Raw genomic sequence first — 16066 nt, 5'->3', positions numbered from 1 at the left:
TTTCCTTTTTTTATTTTCAAAACAAATTTTTTGAATAATGTTTTATTGTTTAGTTTGAGTATTATACAGCAGCAGCGATTAATCTAGCCTGAATGTTGTATAAGTGTAACTAAATTTCCTTTGGCACCACTTTCGAGCCAATGTAAATCTGGCCAGCTTCTCAACCATGTTAATTGACGTTTCGCCAATTGCCTAGTGGCAGCAGTGGCTTTTTCTACCAAAGTATCACGATCAAATTCACCATCTAAATATTGCCAGCATTGTCGATATCCGACACAGCGCATAGATGGCATGTCTAAATGTAAATCGCCTCGCTCTTTTAATCGCTGAACTTCTTCAATAAACCCTTGTTGCATCATTAGTTTAAATCGTTTTGCGATTAATTCATGTAATACTTTTCTATCAAGTGGTGCAATAGCGAATTGCACTACATCATAAGGTAAAGCTGGTGACTTAGTTGCACTCAACTCAGTCATGGTTTTACCTGTTATTCTGTAAACTTCTAAAGCACGAGATAATCGTTGTGGATCATTAGGGTGAATACGCTCACCAGCCACAGGGTCAATATCACATAACTGTTGATGTAATAAATCCCAACCGTGGGTTTCGGCCTCGGCTAAGATTTGTGCTCTAATCGCTTCATCAGCAGCAGGTAAAGGAGATAAACCTTCAAGTAGTGCTTTAAAGTACATCATTGTTCCGCCCACCAATAATGGGGTTTTACCACGGGCAATGATCTGTTCAATCTCGTGCAGTGCATCACGTCTAAAGTCGGCAGCCGAATAGGACTCACTCGGGTCTAAAATGTCGATAAGACGATGTGGTGCTAATGCAAGTTCATCGGCATCAGGTTTTGCAGAACCAATATCCATCTGCCGATAAATCAACGCAGAATCAACTGAGATAATTTCACAGTTATGGTGCTGCGCCATCTCTATGGCTAAAGCGGTTTTGCCTGAGGCTGTTGGCCCCATTAAAAACAATACTTTGGGTTGTTTAGCTTGGTTCACTTTTATTCTCTTCTAGCCAAGTTTGCCACGGTAAAGATTGTGCTGTTGATAATAACGCAGCTTGTTGTTCATCACTTAACTGACAATACTGTTGCCATAATTGCGATGCAGAAAGAAAAGCTGACTTTTGATGCTGAGCAATCCATAACGCTAACGCTTCGTCGGTAGGCGTATCAGCTTTAATCCATTGAAGTAATTCTGGGATTAATACGGCTAACTGGCTATCTCTTAGATATGGGGGCACATTCTTAATTATCAACTGTTGGTAGCGAATTGAAAGGGTTAAACCCAGTTTTCTTAGTAAGATATCTCGCTCAACTAGTAACTCTTTCCAATCTAGATCAGCTTGAATTGACACAGGCATGAGTAAAGGTTGCCCTACCAACCCAGTTTTCAATTTTTTGAATATTTCATTTTTAGCAACAATAACAGAAACTTGGACTATATCGATTAATAATAACTGCTGTTCTTTTACCATGACCCAATAACGGCCATCAAGCAGCTGAGGCATGGTAGAAACCGCTGAAATATTAACTTCATTAATTTGTGTTAATGAGCTATTTTCATGTTCTGTTTGCAGTAATTGACCATAGTTAGCAATTGCTGTTGGGGTTATCTCCGCTGAATCGACTGCTTTTGAACCACCACCGCCATATTGCCCGCCACTATTTTGATAGCCTTGAGCTGGTACTGAGACACTGCCATATTGACTTCGACTTTGCTCTCGAGGTTGATGCTGAACAGCTGATTGTTGCTGCTCTATTTCAGACAAATACGAACTTGCCTGAGAACCTGTGTGTTGCTGAACAGGCTTTGATGACGACACTTGATTGACCGGTGATGAATGAGTGCCATCAACATGAGTATAAGCGGTGTCGCTACTATGATTGCGATTATCATTATTTCGATCATTGATTTCAGGTGACAATTGTAATTCTGTAATTTGCTGCAGCACAGATTGTAAAGCTTGCAAGATAAAGTCATGAACCAACCGGCTTTGATGAAATCTCACCTCATGTTTTGCAGGATGCACATTCACATCGACTTGATGAGGATCAATCTCAAGCATCAATACATAACCAGGTTGATGCTGAATATCAAAACGTCCAAAAGCTTGTTTGACTGCGTGATTTACTAAGCGATCACGTACCAATCGGCCATTCACATAAAAATAAAAGCTATCGGTCACCTGTGTATCACTTGGCGCTTGTAAATATCCGCTTAAGCTCAAACCGTCATGTTCACAAGCCAAGTGCAAGGCATGCTCAGCAAAACTGCGACCACAAATTTGTCCTAACCGTTGTTTATACTGTATTTCAGTATTCGCAGGGCGATATTGACGTATTAGTTTACCATTATGAGTTAAGGTAAAATGTACATCGGTTCTCGCAATGGCAATCCGCTTCAGCCATTCATCGATATGAGTAAACTCAGTTTTATCACTCTTTAAAAAACGCCGTCTCGCTGGCGTATTAAAAAATAAATCGACGACATCAATTGTTGTACCAATTGGATGAGCTGCAGGGGTAATTTTGACATCCATTTGCGAGCCTGCCGCATTGGCTTGCCAAGCTTCGCTTTGATCTGCAGGCTTAGATGTTAGGCTGAGTCTAGCGACAGAGCTAATACTGGCTAATGCCTCACCACGAAACCCAAAACTTAAAATAGCTTCTAGATCATCAAGAGAATGTACTTTTGAGGTAGCGTGGCGAGAAAGCGCCAACGCAAGCTCCGCCTTAGCAATACCTTTACCATTATCGCGAATTCGAATGAGTTTACTGCCACCTTTATCGATTTCGATATCAACACGGGTTGCACCTGCATCTAAGCTGTTTTCTACCAACTCTTTAACAACTGATGCAGGTCTTTCAACCACTTCACCTGCTGCAATTTGGTTGGCAAGTTGTGGAGGAAGAATTTGAATAGCCATTTTACGCCCTCGGAATAACCAGCTTTTGGCCAATTCTTAATACATCGGACTTTAAGTTATTACTTTTTTTGATACTCGCCACACTGACTTTATAACGCTGGGCAATCACTGAAAGTGACTCGCCACTTCTGACGGTATGTTTAACATTGCTTTGCTTAGCAAACATAGTGCCTGAAGGGGGATTAGCCTCAAAATAGTTAACCACACCTTTGTGAATAGCGTTGGCTAATTTTTGTTGATGGTTTCCATCAAGCAATAAACGCTCTTCTTTAGGGTTTGAAATAAAGCCCGTTTCAATCAAAATTGAAGGAATATCTGTCGACTTTAATACTGCGAAACTGGCCGACTCAGGCTTATTTTTATGCAGCTTTGTGACTTTACCTAACCCAGCAAGAATATCGGTCGCAATACTGTGACTTTCAGCCATTGAATGATCCATGGACATATCAATCAAGGTCATAACCAAATACTGTTCACTGTCAGTGTTTTGAATAATATCGCCTACACCGCCTAATAATTCTGAATGTTTTTCTTTATCCTCAAATACCCGACCGATTTCAGTATTGGCTCGTCGCTTAGACAGAACCCACACAGAGGCGCCCTTAGGTTGAGGTGAAGTGAATGCATCTGCATGAATAGATAGTAATAAGTCTGCACGGCTATTTCGCGCAAGTTCTGAGCGCTGATTTAAGTTAACAAAGTAATCGCCACTACGGGTCATCACCGCTTTCATGCCCGGTGTTTCATTAATTTTGCGAGCAAGCCGTTTAGAAATGGCTAAAACGACCTTTTTCTCATAAGTCCCTTTAGGGCCTATTGAGCCAGGATCTTCACCACCGTGACCCGCATCAATTGCGACAATCACATCTTTTGAACGCTTACTGGTTTGAACTACCTGTTTTTTAGCAGCGGGTTTATTGGCTGAGTTATCGAGATCAACAACCAAGCGATTCCCATATGGCGCAGTTGGCGTCAGCGAAAACAAATTAGCTTTAACAGGAGATGCCAATTCGAGGACTAAGCGTAATGTACCCGCTTTAGGAGGCTTACTTAAACGGACTTTATTAATCAATTTGCTGTTTTTAGCAATATCATCAAACTTAACCTTGGTAGAGGCTTGCTTTAAATCAATCACTAAGCGCTGAGGATTAGACAATGAAAAATAACTGTAATCAGGTGCTTGGGATAAATCCAATACCACTCGAGTAGAGTCTGGTGCATCCCACACTCTAATACTATCTAATTTATTCGCTGCTTCTACAATTAACGAGAAGCCAAATAGCAATACAAAACTAAAAAATCGCGTCATTTTTCTCAAATCATTATTATTTTAATTTAGCGACAACTTGCTGCCCAGCAGGTGTCAACCCGTTTAACTCAACCAGTCTCTGTTCACCTTGATAACTCAAATGAATACTAATATCTGCATCAGGTAACAAACCATGGCCTCTATCTGGCCACTCAATAAGACTCAGGCTTTTTTCTGTAAAGTAATCTCGAATCCCCATAAATTCTAATTCTTCAGGGTCAAGCAATCGATACAAGTCAAAATGAAAAATATCCATCCCTTTTAACTCATACGGTTCAACAAGTGTATAAGTTGGGCTTTTAACATTGCCCTCGTGCCCCAAGCTTTGAATCAAACCACGGCTTAAGGTCGTTTTACCCGCGCCTAAATCTCCAGTTAAATAGATAACCAGTGGTGCACTCACCCACAGTGATAACTCATAACCTAGTTCAATTGTTGCTTGCTCATCTGGGAGATTTTTTTTTATCGAAGTCATGTTAACTTACCAGCACTTGGGGGATTAATCATATAAAAATGTCATCTTAACCAGAATAATGCACTCCGTGATTAATTGACGCAATGTAAACCGCTGAAAATAGTAAAGCCAGCTTGCTAGCTGGCTCTATTAAAAATATTAACATAAAATCGAAATTGGAAAAATAACTGTTAGATATCATCCATTCGCAAAGCACTATGCACTAATCTTTTTTGCTGAGTTTGCTCAACTCTAACCAAATCAAGTAATGCTTCTTTAATTTCGGTTACGGCAGTGCTATTTGCCGTTTTTTCCAATAATGCGATTAGACGGTTTTCAAGATCTAAATGAAGCTCCAACACATCATCTTCAGTCATATTTGCTGGTAGTAATGATTCGTTACAACGTTTTTTGAAGTCTTCAAATGTAATATCTTTATACCATGTATCTAACATGCGGCTTGGCGCTTCATCGATATAATTTTCAATACTGTCATGAACATGCTGTTGATGCTGCTGAAGATATTCCAACATCATTTTCACTCGAGTCGAGTCTGCATTACGATGCAATTGGCCATAAAGTTGTTTCATGTCTAAGCGTGATTTAGCTATAAAATCAAGCAACTCACTTAGTTGTTGGATACGCATAATAAACACTCCACTCATAACTGCTCTGTCAGCAGTTTTTAGAATTAATTTATAAAAGCTTGTATTTATTATGGTTGAAAATAAAAAAGGAATACTTGAGCAAGCTCATATTTTACATATAAAAGACAGGTAAATTAGACAATACAAATAAACAAAGTGTCTCTGCTAAATATGAGGCACTATCAAACAGGTGACCAAACAGGTGGCATAAATGCGCTATTTACGTCTAAAAAAGGCTTGATGTTGCATCAATCAAATAGCGATCACTTTACAGGTTAAAGCATTAATTCATTTTTGTTTGAAGATAAGCACTAGAATTTTATGAAGAGAAGTTTTAGAGCGACCTAATATGTTCAAAAAGAGTGGTTCGAACTGATGACCTATACCTTGGCAACAAGAAGGTATCACTACGCTAAAAGCGCAACTAAGCTATTTTTATTTGGACATTGTGCTTGGAAATTTTACCTAGAATATATTGCTTGGAATAGATTGCTTTGAGTATACAGATGGGGAAAGTTTGGAGCGACCTAATATGTTCAAAAAGAGTGGTTCGAACTGATGACCTATACATTGGCAACAAGAAGGTATCACTACGCTAAAAGCGCAACTGAGCTATTTTTATTTGGACATTGTGCTTGGAAACTTTACTGGAATAAATTGCTTGAAATACACATATGGGGGAAGTTTGGAGCGACCTAATATGTTCAAAAAGAGTGGTTCGAACTGATGACCTATACCTTGGCAACAAGAAGGTATCACTACGCTAAAAGCGCAACTGAGCTATTTTTATTTGGACATTGTGCTTGGAAACTTTACCTAGAATAGATTGCTTGAAATACACAGATGGGGGAAGTTTGGAGCGACATATCAGGTTCGAACTGATGACCTATACCTTGSCAAGGTATCGCTCTACCAACTGAGCTAATGTCGCCTTACAAAACTTGCTATTGAAATTGGAGCGACATATCAGGTTCGAACTGATGACCTATACCTTGGCAAGGTATCGCTCTACCAACTGAGCTAATGTCGCATCTTGTTACGTTATCAACACATTTGGCAAGGTATCGTTTGAACCAGAGCCAACTGAGCTAATGTCGCATCTATATTTCAATTTTTAAAATTTGGAGCGACATATCAGGTTCGAACTGATGACCTATACCTTGGCAAGGTATCGCTCTACCAACTGAGCTAATGTCGCATCTTGTTGCGTTATCAACACATTTGGCAAGGTATCGTTTAAACCAAGGCCAACTGAGCTTATGTCGCATTTCAAATTTTATATTGAAAATTGGAGCGACATATCAGGTTCGAACTGATGACCTATACCTTGGCAAGGTATCGCTCTACCAACTGAGCTAATGTCGCATCTTGGTGCTGCAATTTTCAATCTTCAACTTCATTCAGCAATGAATCTTGCTGTAAAAAGTTGAGGCCGCATTATATGTAATATTCACTACACTGCAACCCCTAATTTAAAAAAAAAGTTCGTTTGCTTAAATTTTAAATACTTCTTGGCGATAAAACTGCAATTCAGCAATGGATTCCTTGATATCTTCCAATGCTTGATGGGTATTCTTCTTACTAAAGCCTTTCATTACTTCAGGCTTCCAACGATTAGTCAGCTCTTTAATTGTGCTCACATCGATATTGCGATAATGGAAGAAATCCTCTAATTCAGGCATATATTTATTTAAGAAACGGCGATCTTGACCAATGCTGTTACCACACATAGGCGACGCGCCTTTCGGAACATATTGCTCTAAAAACTCAATCGTGGCTTTAATTACATCTTCTTCAGAATATTGACTGTTTTTAACCCGTTCAATCAATCCGGATTCACCATGATGCTTTTGATTCCAATCATCCATGCCATTAAGCACGTCATCAGATTGATGAACAGCCATCACTGGGCCTTGGGCAATTATATTCAATTCTTGATCTGTCACTATCGTCGCAATTTCAATAATTCGATCGACACTGGGCTCTAAACCCGTCATTTCTAAATCAACCCAAATCAGATTACTCGAGTTTACAGCCATAATATCTGCCTTATTCTGTCAAAAGCCCTAAATTCAGGCTTTTTTATTAAAGAGGGTGTATCATACTGTTTTTTTATACGACAAAAAAACACCTAATTAATGAAGATTCGCCTGTGAGTAAAAAGAAACCGCTAAGCCAAAGTCAAAAGCGCCGAATGCGCGACAATCAAAGTAAACGCCTTAAGCGTAAAGACAAACCTGATACGGCTAATGATTTACAGGATAGTCTACTTGGGCCAGAACAGCAGGGAATCGTAATTTCCCGTTTTGGTCAACATGCAGATATTGAAACTGAAGATGGCATCGTCGCACGTTGTAACCTTCGCCGAAACATCACCAGTCTAGTGACAGGTGACAAGGTACTCGTGCGTCTTGCGACAGAAACCGATCGTGGTATTGGTGGCATTGTAGAAGCGGTTCATCCGCGCACATCTTCATTAACTCGCCCAGATTTATATGACGGCGTAAAAATCATCGCGGCCAACATTGATCAAATACTGATTGTTTCTTCAATATTGCCGAGTTTTACGACTCAAATTATCGACCGCTATTTAGTTGCCGCAGAAGACACTGAAATTCCACCTGTCATCATTCTTAATAAAATGGATTTATTAAATGATGATAACCGAGAAGAAGTCGAACTGGCTCTTGAGCGATATCGGCAAATTGGTTATCCAGTCTACATGGTGAGCAGTCATACTGGTGAAGGGGTAGAGCAAATAAAATCCCTTCTGTCTGATAAAATCAGTGTGTTTGCAGGTCAATCAGGCGTAGGGAAATCATCCCTTATTAATGCCTTGATGCCAGATGCTGATCTACAAGTAGGTGATGTTTCAGACAATTCCGGCCTTGGCCAACACACTACTACTACCGCAAAATTATTACATTTTGAAAGTGGTGGAGACTTAATCGACTCACCCGGTGTACGTGAATTTGCCTTGTGGCATTTGCCTGCTCCACGTGTTGGCTGGTGCTTTGTTGAATTCAGAGATTTTATTGGTACTTGCAAGTTTCGCGATTGTAAACACGGTAATGATCCCGGCTGCGCCTTGCAAGCCGCCTTAGCAGATGGGAAAATAACCGAAGATAGATTTAATAACTATCATCGAATCATTGCTAGCCTTGACGAGCAACGTCACGCCAGACACTTTAGAGCTGACGATCTTTAATTCAGTATTGCTGAAAATGACTATTTACACTCAAGATAAAACTAACTAATAAGGGTATTCAATTGGATTCTGTTAAAATTGCTTTGCAATATATCTTACCTAAACATTTACTATCACGTTTAGTGGGTAAACTTGCAGCCGCTGAAGCGGGAGCAATTACCACCGCTGGTATCAAATGGTTTATCAAACAATATAAGATTGATATGTCAGAAGCTGCAGAAAGTGAGCCTGAAGCATACAAAACTTTCAATGCCTTTTTCACTCGCGCATTAAAACCTGGTTTACGCCCAATCGTTGCAGATGACAAAATCATCGCGCATCCTGTTGACGGTGCTGTAAGTCAATGTGGTCCAATTGAAGCTGGAAAAATTGTCCAAGCTAAAAACCATGATTACACCACACTTGCTCTATTAGGTGGTCAGCAAAAAGATGCTGAACGTTTTACTGGTGGTGACTTTGCGACGATTTACCTTGCACCAAAGGATTACCACCGAATCCATATGCCAATGACTGGCACTTTATCTAAAATGACTTACATTCCTGGTGAGTTGTTTTCAGTAAACCCATTAACAGCGCAAAATGTACCTGGGCTGTTTGCTCGCAACGAACGTGTCGTCGCTATTTTTGAAACTGAAGTAGGTCCATTAGCAATGGTGCTAGTTGGCGCAACAATTGTGGCCAGTATTGAAACCATTTGGGCAGGTACTGTTACCCCACCATGCGGCAAGCAAGTATTTACATGGGATTACCCAACTGAAGGACCTGAATCATTAACACTTGAAAAAGGTGCTGAAATGGGTCGCTTCAAATTAGGTTCAACTGTGGTCATGTTGTTTGGTCAAGATGCCATTGATACCTTTGCTGAAGGTGTTGAGCCAACCGAAACAACCCGTATGGGACAAGCTTTCGCACACCTCAAGTAAGCGAATCAGCACATAGTGACTGTAAAAGGCCCCGAAATGAGTGGAACATCAATGACCGCTCATTCAACTCAAAGCGGACTCATGCAGTTGCATATAGCCGTGTTACTTTTTGGTGGCACGGCGTTATTTTCTAAAATCATTCCTTTAAGTGCCCTCGATATTACCGTGCTTCGCTGCGCCATCGCTTTTTTTGTATTGGCTGCGATTGTAAAAGTTAACCAACAACGTTTGTTGCTTTCACATGTTCAGGATTATTTTATTGCCTTAGGGCTTGGCGTATTAGTTAGCCTACACTGGGTAACTTATTTTGCCTCAATGCAGCTAGCTTCCGTCTCAATCGGGATGATTGCTTTTTTCACCTATCCTGTGATGACAGTCCTTGTCGAGCCAATTTTTAGTCAAAGTAGATTACGTAAGGTTGATGTTCTCTCTGGCATCGCTGTTTTAACTGGCGTAATCATGCTAATACCAGAGCCCAATTTAGAAAACGATGTTACCTTCGGTATTGCTTTAGGGATTATCTCTGCAGCCTTGTTTACAGCTCGTAATATTTGCCATAAACAATATTTCTCTCGCTATAGCGGCCCCCAAGCCATGTTTTATCAAACCTTGATTGCCGTCATTGTACTTGCACCATGGTTAGAAACCGATATCACATCAATTAGTGCAGATATTTGGTTATCTATTGTCGTCCTAGGGGTGTTTTTTACTGCTGCACCACACGCATTATTTGCATCATCACTGCGGAGTCTAAGTGCTAAAACTGCTGGGCTAGTCTCATGCCTACAGCCCTTTTATGGTACCTTGTTAGCCATCATATTGCTCAATGAACAAGTGAATATGAATACAGTAATTGGCGGAATGATTATCTTGCTCACAGCAATCTTCGAAACTCTGCAAAATAACAAAAAAAATAAAGCGTAAACTCAGGTTTTTGTTACCATTGTATTAGTCTCTCACAAGCAATCTCTTTTCTATGTTTCGTATTGCGGTTTTTCTACTTTGCTTTTGTACTTTCTTTGCTTCTGCAAATTCTCCGTTGCAGCTTGATAAACGCTTGGGCTTTTCCCAAGGTAATAATGCTAATCAAGTCATCGACATTCCAACTCAAATCGATAATGTTAAAGCCAGCATCGAAAAACTGAATGATGAAGAACAAAGCTATCTTGAACTTGAACAAAATAGTGAGACAACCCTTGAGCAATTAACTGCTCAAATCAATCAACCAGCGCCCGAAGTATTCGTTGATAGTAAAATTGACATTAGCCAGCAAGCATCGATGGCTTATTATCATTTGTCTGAGCAAAAACAATCCGAAAATGAACTCAGTAAACAATTACTCAGCTTAAGTAAAAGACAGCAACAATTACCTAGCTTAATTCGTCAGGCTAAAGATGCGCTTAATCAGTTCAAGCGCACTCAATTAGCACCAGTTGATACCCCGTTAGGTCAATTACATGTGTTGCAAGGTCAATTATTAGAACAACACATAGCAACTTTATCAGCCGAACATGCAAGCAGCCCTAAACAAAAGCAAATCGCGCAATTGCAGCTGCAGTTACTGCGCATTGAGCATGCTCAGCAAGAAAAACTGATTGAAGCGCTCAATAAACAAAATAGTCGTCACCGCCAACAACAAGCAGCAAATACCATTGCGAATAACATCATCGATGAACAGCAGCTTGCCGATGTTGTTTCGCAAGAAATCAGTAATAAAAACCAGCAATATGCTCAGGAGCTTATCCGTATCACAGATAGCATAAGCGCCGTTATTAGCTTGCAAGAAAAAACCGAAAGGCAATACCAAACCCATGCATTACAGCTCGCCAATGTCGAAGAGCAAATTACGTGGGTTGAAACGAATTCCGCCTTTGGTGACCGCTTTTTGCAAATGTTGCAATCACTCCCAAAACCTCCGAGTCAAGATGCCTTGCTGGCCGAAGTCGCCGACTCTAGACTAAAGCGTTATCAAGCTGAGCAGCAGAAAGCCTTAAACAAACAGCAGCTCAGTAATCAAGATTTTTTAAATAACACCCAAATTAAGCTATTAGAATCACAGCAAAGTTTAATAGAAGAACTGGTACAAAATTATGATGTTTACCTAAATGAACAAGCTAAACTGCGAAATAGTTATGAGCAGCTCAACCAAATATATTTAGAGCTTAAAAACACCCTAAATGAACATTTATTTTGGGTTCCTAATGCGGCAGGTATTAGTGGTTTATGGCTGATTGATTTAAAAAATGCCACGGTGTGGATGACACAAGCACAACAAAGAGAAAAGTTAAAACAGGCTTGGCAATCGCAAAATATTTACTGGGCGTGGTGGGTCATCATCTTGATCTTATGTCTAATGGCTCAAGATTTACTAACCCCCAAGTTTAACCAAACAATGGAACGCTATGGACAATATGTTGGTAATGTAACTCAAGATAAGTTTATCTATACCGCTAAAACATTAGTTTTATCTTTAGTTTATTCATTATTAAAGCCGCTGCCTTTATTGCTTGCAGGCCTTATTTTATTCTCATCAGAGTTAAACTTTGTCCACGCCATTGGTGTGGGTGTACTGTCTATCGGTTGTAGTTACTGGGTCTATCGTTTCTTCGCCCTATTGTCATTAGATAACGGGATTATGATCAGTCACTTTAGACGACCACAACCCCTTGTCAGGCGTATGCAAGAAAAAGTCTTACGCTTTATTCTTATCAGCTGGCCACTTATCGGCATTATGGGCTTTACTGAGGCCATAGATACTTCGTTAATCCGCAATAGCATTGGTCGCGGCGCCTTTTTACTCTTTACCATTACGTTATTGGTGCTCTACCGAGACTTGTACGCATTTATCACTGACTATCGTGAAAGCGCAAATGACGGTAAAAACATGAAGCTGCTAAATAAGCTCATGTGGGCATTCTTAATTATCGTGCCTTGCGGATGTGTGGTGCTAGCTACCGTTGGTTATTACTTCAGTGCGTTCCAAGTGTTACTGCAAGTGCAGTTGTCATTGCTGTTAGGGCTTGGATTTTTACTGCTTTATCAATTAATCAAACGCTGGATGTTAATTGAGCGTCGATTAATTGCTTTTGACCGTGCTAAAGCTCGCCGTGCTGAGCGTCTCGCCCAACGAGAACGTGGTGAACTCAATCATGCAGCAGACGCTAATGAAAATTACGAAGAGCCAATTGTTGACTTAGAAACCATTGCAAGCCAATCCTTAGGCTTGGTTCGATCATTATTAATTTTGGCATTTTTTGGCAGCCTATTAGGCTTAATTTCACAAACTCATACTGCATTATTTTCATTCTTAGATGGGATAACACTGTGGAATACTCATTCCGTAGTCAATGGCATTGAACAACAAGTCCCCATTACACTGAAGTCGATATTCTTCTCGTTCATTATTGTTGGTTTTTCGGCCATGATAGCCAAAAACCTGCCCGGCTTATTAGAGTTAACGATTCTGCAGCGTTTAGAGTTAACTCCAGGCACTGGCTTTGCGATCACCACTGTCAGCAGCTACCTTGTGGTATTTATTGGCCTTCTGGTTGGTTTTTCTACCATCGGTGTTGAATGGTCAAAACTACAATGGCTTGTCGCGGCATTATCGGTTGGTTTAGGCTTCGGATTACAAGAGATTTTTGCCAACTTTATTTCTGGCTTAATTATTTTATTTGAAAAACCAATCCGAATTGGCGATACCGTTACGATTCGTGACTTAACCGGTACCGTCAGTAAAATTGAAATACGTGCTACTACTATTGTTGACTGGGATAGAAAAGAAATTATTGTGCCCAATAAGGCATTTATCACAGAGCAATTAGTCAATTGGTCACTTTCAGATCCTATAACCCGTGTAATCGTCAGTGTGTCAGTACAGCGAGACGCTGATCCATCAAAGGTTGAAGCGTTATTACATCAAGCGGTACGTGAGTCAGAATTGTCCCTTAGCTTCCCTGAGCCTGAAGTCTGGTTTGCGGGATTCGGCCAACACACCCAAGATTATGAAGTCAGATCTTATGCTAAGGACATGAATGATCGCTGGCCTCTTCGACACAGTCTGCATAAACGCATTTGTAAGAAGCTAAAAGAAAACCAAGTAGAGTTGGCGTATCCACAGATGGAAATCCATATCAATAATGGCCAACCTCGTGATATTAATCAGATAATTAAAGGTTAACTCAATGCTCATTTTTGCCCACCGCGGCGCTAGCGGTTATGAAGTAGAAAACACCTTAGCAGCAATGGAAAAAGCATTACAACTAAATGTGCAAGCCATTGAATTAGACGTATATAACGTTGAAGGTGAGCTTTATGTTTTTCATGATAGACGCCTTGAAAACAAAACTTCCGGCAAAGGTTTAGTTCATCTAAGTCGCAAAGAGACCATCAATAAAGCCAAGATAAAGCAACATTCAATTCCGACATTTTGGCAAGTGATGAGCCTGATAAATGGTCGATGTATCGTCAATATCGAGCTTAAAGGCTATCACACCGCTATGCCAGTAATTGAAATGTACCCTGCACTTATTAGCCAGTTAAACTTTACTCAAGCGCAATTACTCATTTCATCGTTCAATCAACCGTACTTAGCGCAAGTTAAACAACATCTTCCAGAGGCAAGAGTCGCCCCAATTCTCTCTGGTGTCCCGCTCAATTATGCGGAATCCGTTACACAGTTAGGCGCCTACTCCATTCATGTGGATATTCATTTTGTTACTCATGAAATGGTGAAAGATGCACATCAACGAGGGGCTAAAATATATGTATACACGGTTGATGTCCCTGAAGACATCCAGGCCTTAAAAGCCTTAGGCGTTGATGGCATTTTCAGCAACTTTCCCGATAAAGCCGCAGATGCACTTTTGAGTCAAAATGCTAATGAAGATCATCAACATTGGTTTGGATAAGTTAGCGCATGGGTTATGAGTGCTTATTTAATATTTAGGGTTTAGGGATTAGTATTTAGAGTTAAGGCTCACACTTGCCTATTTCGCTGCGCCCAAGCACCAATGGCGAAAAAGATACCTACGACCAGTAACAGCATCCATTGCGAAGGCATGCTACGGAGTTGGCCTGCGAGCCAAGGACTAATACTAACAATAGCCAAACCGTAGCCAAAAGCATTGATCATAACAAATGCACTTGTGCGAACAAAAAAGCCACTGCCAGCTAACGATTTTCGTAATATACGGTTGATGTCGGTCGCAAAGATAACAATTGCGCACGCCACAAGTGCAGTAGCAATTTCACTCATCCAAGGGTGAAGCATTGCACCAATTTTAGCTAGAAATGCTATGATTTGATTCATTAAACAACCTCAATTTATGTCAATAAAAACGTACTGGGAAACCATATGGCACACAAACTTCTACTGTTAACTCAAGACAATGATAAATACCGTCAACTGCTGTCGCTTTGCCAATTACCTGAGTTAACCATTCTAGGAGATGATCCAAGCAGTATTTGTGAAGCCGATATCTGGTTTGCTGAGCCTCAACTAGCAGCCCCACTGCTCAATTTAGGTTCTGAACTCAAGTGGATGCAATCGACTTTTGCTGGCGTTGATAAACTCACTGGCTCAAGGCAACGCCGCGATTATGCTCTCACGAACATTAAAGGTATTTTCGGACCACTAATGAGCGAGTATTTATTTGGCTACCTATTAGCTCATCAGCGTGAACATGCAAAATATAAACAACAACAGCAACAACAACAATGGGCTCCAGGTAATTTCCGAACCTTACAGGGTCAACATTTACTGTTATTAGGCACTGGCTCCATTGCGCAGCATATTGCACAAACTGCCAAACATTTTGGAATGACAGTAACAGGCCTAAGTAAAAGTGCCGTCAGTAAACCCTATTTTGATCATATTGATACTATCGAGCAGCTTGCAACTTATTTACCCAAGGCACAAGCTATAGCGAGCATCTTACCTAGCACGCTAGATACAGAGAATTTATTAAATGCCGACATGCTAGCCATGCTACCTCCAGAATCTGTGCTCTTTAACTTAGGAAGGGGTAATGTGCTTGACCTTGATGCTCTTGCAAAACAGCTCAAAAAACAATCCAAACAACATGCGGTACTTGATGTCTTTAATCAAGAACCATTAAGCAGTGAGCACCCCATTTGGCAATGTCCTAATGCCATAATCACCCCGCATATCGCTGCGCCAAGTTTCCCTGAGCAAGTGGTCGAGGTCTTCGCTGATAACTATCGTTTGTGGCGACAACAGCACCCGCTAAAACATCAAGTCGACTTTATAAAAGGTTATTAGGGCCAATTGTTCTTTCAAGGTTATTTTTGCAGCGAATTGTTGGCCATTTATACAAGGAAGAGACTTTGTGGTGTAGTTATTCTACATAAAAAGTCAATAACGCAGTAAAAATGGCCAACAAACGCTACCCAAAGGGTTCGAGTAAAAGCGTTTTACTTTTTGTTGGATGAATTTTGCTTAGATGACTAGGCATCAATCCATCCGCCTCAATTAACACACTTTTATTTCGAACGAAACTTAACCAGCAAAGTTCAACAGGCCCTAGTTAATGCTGATACTTTCAGCTTCAAAGCCTTGTTTGT

The 16066-nt window shown here is 40.4% G+C and carries 13 protein-coding genes and 4 tRNA genes; 6 read left to right on the top strand and 11 right to left on the bottom strand.

Features of this window, described 5'->3' with window-relative positions; all coding sequences use genetic code 11:
• Positions 1-83 precede the first annotated feature (83 nt).
• From miaA to orn, 10 genes are all read right to left on the bottom strand, one after another.
• The gene (gene miaA, locus A9267_RS12805) at positions 84-1010 is read right to left on the bottom strand and encodes a tRNA (adenosine(37)-N6)-dimethylallyltransferase MiaA (RefSeq protein WP_082420008.1); all 927 of its coding nucleotides are present in this window, start codon (positions 1008-1010) and stop codon (positions 84-86) included.
• Positions 997-2940, bottom strand: coding sequence for a DNA mismatch repair endonuclease MutL (mutL, locus tag A9267_RS12800; RefSeq protein WP_065109430.1), 1944 nt, complete (start codon positions 2938-2940; stop codon positions 997-999). The genes miaA and mutL overlap by 14 nt, the downstream gene beginning before the upstream one ends.
• Position 2941: 1 nt before the next feature.
• Positions 2942-4249 carry an N-acetylmuramoyl-L-alanine amidase gene (locus A9267_RS12795; protein ID WP_055024964.1) on the bottom strand — a complete coding sequence of 436 codons (1308 nt, stop codon included), beginning with the start codon at positions 4247-4249 and terminating at the stop codon, positions 2942-2944.
• A 16-nt stretch (positions 4250-4265) separates the two neighbouring features.
• Positions 4266-4724, bottom strand: coding sequence for a tRNA (adenosine(37)-N6)-threonylcarbamoyltransferase complex ATPase subunit type 1 TsaE (gene tsaE, locus A9267_RS12790; protein ID WP_065109429.1), 459 nt, complete (start codon positions 4722-4724; stop codon positions 4266-4268).
• 170 nt (positions 4725-4894) lie between these two features.
• Entirely contained in the window at positions 4895-5350 is a 456-nt protein-coding gene (locus A9267_RS12785) for a hypothetical protein (RefSeq protein WP_055024974.1), read from the bottom strand.
• An 855-nt stretch (positions 5351-6205) separates the two neighbouring features.
• A tRNA-OTHER gene (locus tag A9267_RS12780) sits at positions 6206-6281 on the bottom strand.
• Between the two features lie 23 nt (positions 6282-6304).
• A tRNA-Gly gene (locus tag A9267_RS12775) sits at positions 6305-6380 on the bottom strand.
• Positions 6381-6472: 92 nt separating this feature from the next.
• Positions 6473-6548, bottom strand: a tRNA-Gly gene (locus tag A9267_RS12770).
• Positions 6549-6639: 91 nt separating this feature from the next.
• Positions 6640-6715, bottom strand: a tRNA-Gly gene (locus A9267_RS12765).
• A gap of 128 nt (positions 6716-6843) precedes the next feature.
• Entirely contained in the window at positions 6844-7389 is a 546-nt protein-coding gene (gene orn, locus A9267_RS12760; RefSeq protein ID WP_055023421.1) for an oligoribonuclease, read from the bottom strand.
• 113 nt (positions 7390-7502) lie between these two features.
• Between orn and rsgA the strand changes: the two genes are divergently transcribed.
• The 5 genes from rsgA to A9267_RS12735 all read left to right on the top strand — a co-directional run bounded on the left by rsgA (position 7503) and on the right by A9267_RS12735 (position 14391).
• The gene (gene rsgA / locus A9267_RS12755) at positions 7503-8558 is read left to right on the top strand and encodes a small ribosomal subunit biogenesis GTPase RsgA (RefSeq protein ID WP_065109428.1); all 1056 of its coding nucleotides are present in this window, start codon (positions 7503-7505) and stop codon (positions 8556-8558) included.
• Between the two features lie 62 nt (positions 8559-8620).
• Positions 8621-9481, top strand: a complete 861-nt coding sequence (gene asd, locus A9267_RS12750; RefSeq protein WP_055023423.1) for an archaetidylserine decarboxylase — start codon at positions 8621-8623, stop codon at positions 9479-9481.
• Between the two features lie 36 nt (positions 9482-9517).
• Positions 9518-10405 carry a DMT family transporter gene (locus A9267_RS12745; RefSeq protein WP_231919111.1) on the top strand — a complete coding sequence of 296 codons (888 nt, stop codon included), beginning with the start codon at positions 9518-9520 and terminating at the stop codon, positions 10403-10405.
• Between the two features lie 52 nt (positions 10406-10457).
• Positions 10458-13661, top strand: a complete 3204-nt coding sequence (locus A9267_RS12740; RefSeq protein ID WP_065109427.1) for a mechanosensitive ion channel domain-containing protein — start codon at positions 10458-10460, stop codon at positions 13659-13661.
• Between the two features lie 4 nt (positions 13662-13665).
• On the top strand, positions 13666-14391 hold the full coding sequence (locus tag A9267_RS12735; RefSeq protein ID WP_065109426.1) for a glycerophosphodiester phosphodiesterase: 726 nt from the start codon (positions 13666-13668) through the stop codon (positions 14389-14391).
• 68 nt (positions 14392-14459) lie between these two features.
• Here A9267_RS12735 and A9267_RS12730 read toward each other — a convergent pair whose 3' ends face one another.
• Positions 14460-14792: a DUF3392 domain-containing protein gene (locus tag A9267_RS12730; protein WP_065109425.1), complete on the bottom strand. Its 333-nt coding sequence runs from the start codon at positions 14790-14792 to the stop codon at positions 14460-14462.
• 45 nt (positions 14793-14837) lie between these two features.
• Between A9267_RS12730 and A9267_RS12725 the strand changes: the two genes are divergently transcribed.
• Positions 14838-15764 (top strand): D-2-hydroxyacid dehydrogenase, encoded by a 927-nt coding sequence (locus A9267_RS12725; protein ID WP_065109424.1) that lies wholly within the window; start codon positions 14838-14840, stop codon positions 15762-15764.
• Positions 15765-16066 lie beyond the last annotated feature (302 nt).

Source organism: Shewanella sp. UCD-FRSSP16_17, from assembly GCF_001675935.1.
GTDB classification, from domain to species: Bacteria; Pseudomonadota; Gammaproteobacteria; order Enterobacterales; family Shewanellaceae; genus Shewanella; species Shewanella japonica.
The sequence above is the reverse complement of the archived record's forward strand: the minus strand, read 5'-3'. Positions and strand labels throughout refer to the sequence as shown.

Excerpts from the sequence above, each read along its gene's own strand:
- A9267_RS12785 (WP_055024974.1), bottom strand. The coding sequence starts at position 5,350 with ATGCGTATCCAACAACTAAGTGAGTTGCTTGATTTTATAGCTAAATCA.
- A9267_RS12735 (WP_065109426.1), top strand. The coding sequence starts at position 13,666 with ATGCTCATTTTTGCCCACCGCGGCGCTAGCGGTTATGAAGTAGAAAAC.
- A9267_RS12730 (WP_065109425.1), bottom strand. The coding sequence starts at position 14,792 with ATGAATCAAATCATAGCATTTCTAGCTAAAATTGGTGCAATGCTTCAC.
- A9267_RS12740 (WP_065109427.1), top strand. The coding sequence starts at position 10,458 with ATGTTTCGTATTGCGGTTTTTCTACTTTGCTTTTGTACTTTCTTTGCT.
- A9267_RS12745 (WP_231919111.1), top strand. The coding sequence starts at position 9,518 with ATGAGTGGAACATCAATGACCGCTCATTCAACTCAAAGCGGACTCATG.
- mutL (WP_065109430.1), bottom strand. The coding sequence starts at position 2,940 with ATGGCTATTCAAATTCTTCCTCCACAACTTGCCAACCAAATTGCAGCA.
- A9267_RS12795 (WP_055024964.1), bottom strand. The coding sequence starts at position 4,249 with ATGACGCGATTTTTTAGTTTTGTATTGCTATTTGGCTTCTCGTTAATT.
- A9267_RS12725 (WP_065109424.1), top strand. The coding sequence starts at position 14,838 with ATGGCACACAAACTTCTACTGTTAACTCAAGACAATGATAAATACCGT.
- tsaE (WP_065109429.1), bottom strand. The coding sequence starts at position 4,724 with ATGACTTCGATAAAAAAAAATCTCCCAGATGAGCAAGCAACAATTGAA.
- orn (WP_055023421.1), bottom strand. The coding sequence starts at position 7,389 with ATGGCTGTAAACTCGAGTAATCTGATTTGGGTTGATTTAGAAATGACG.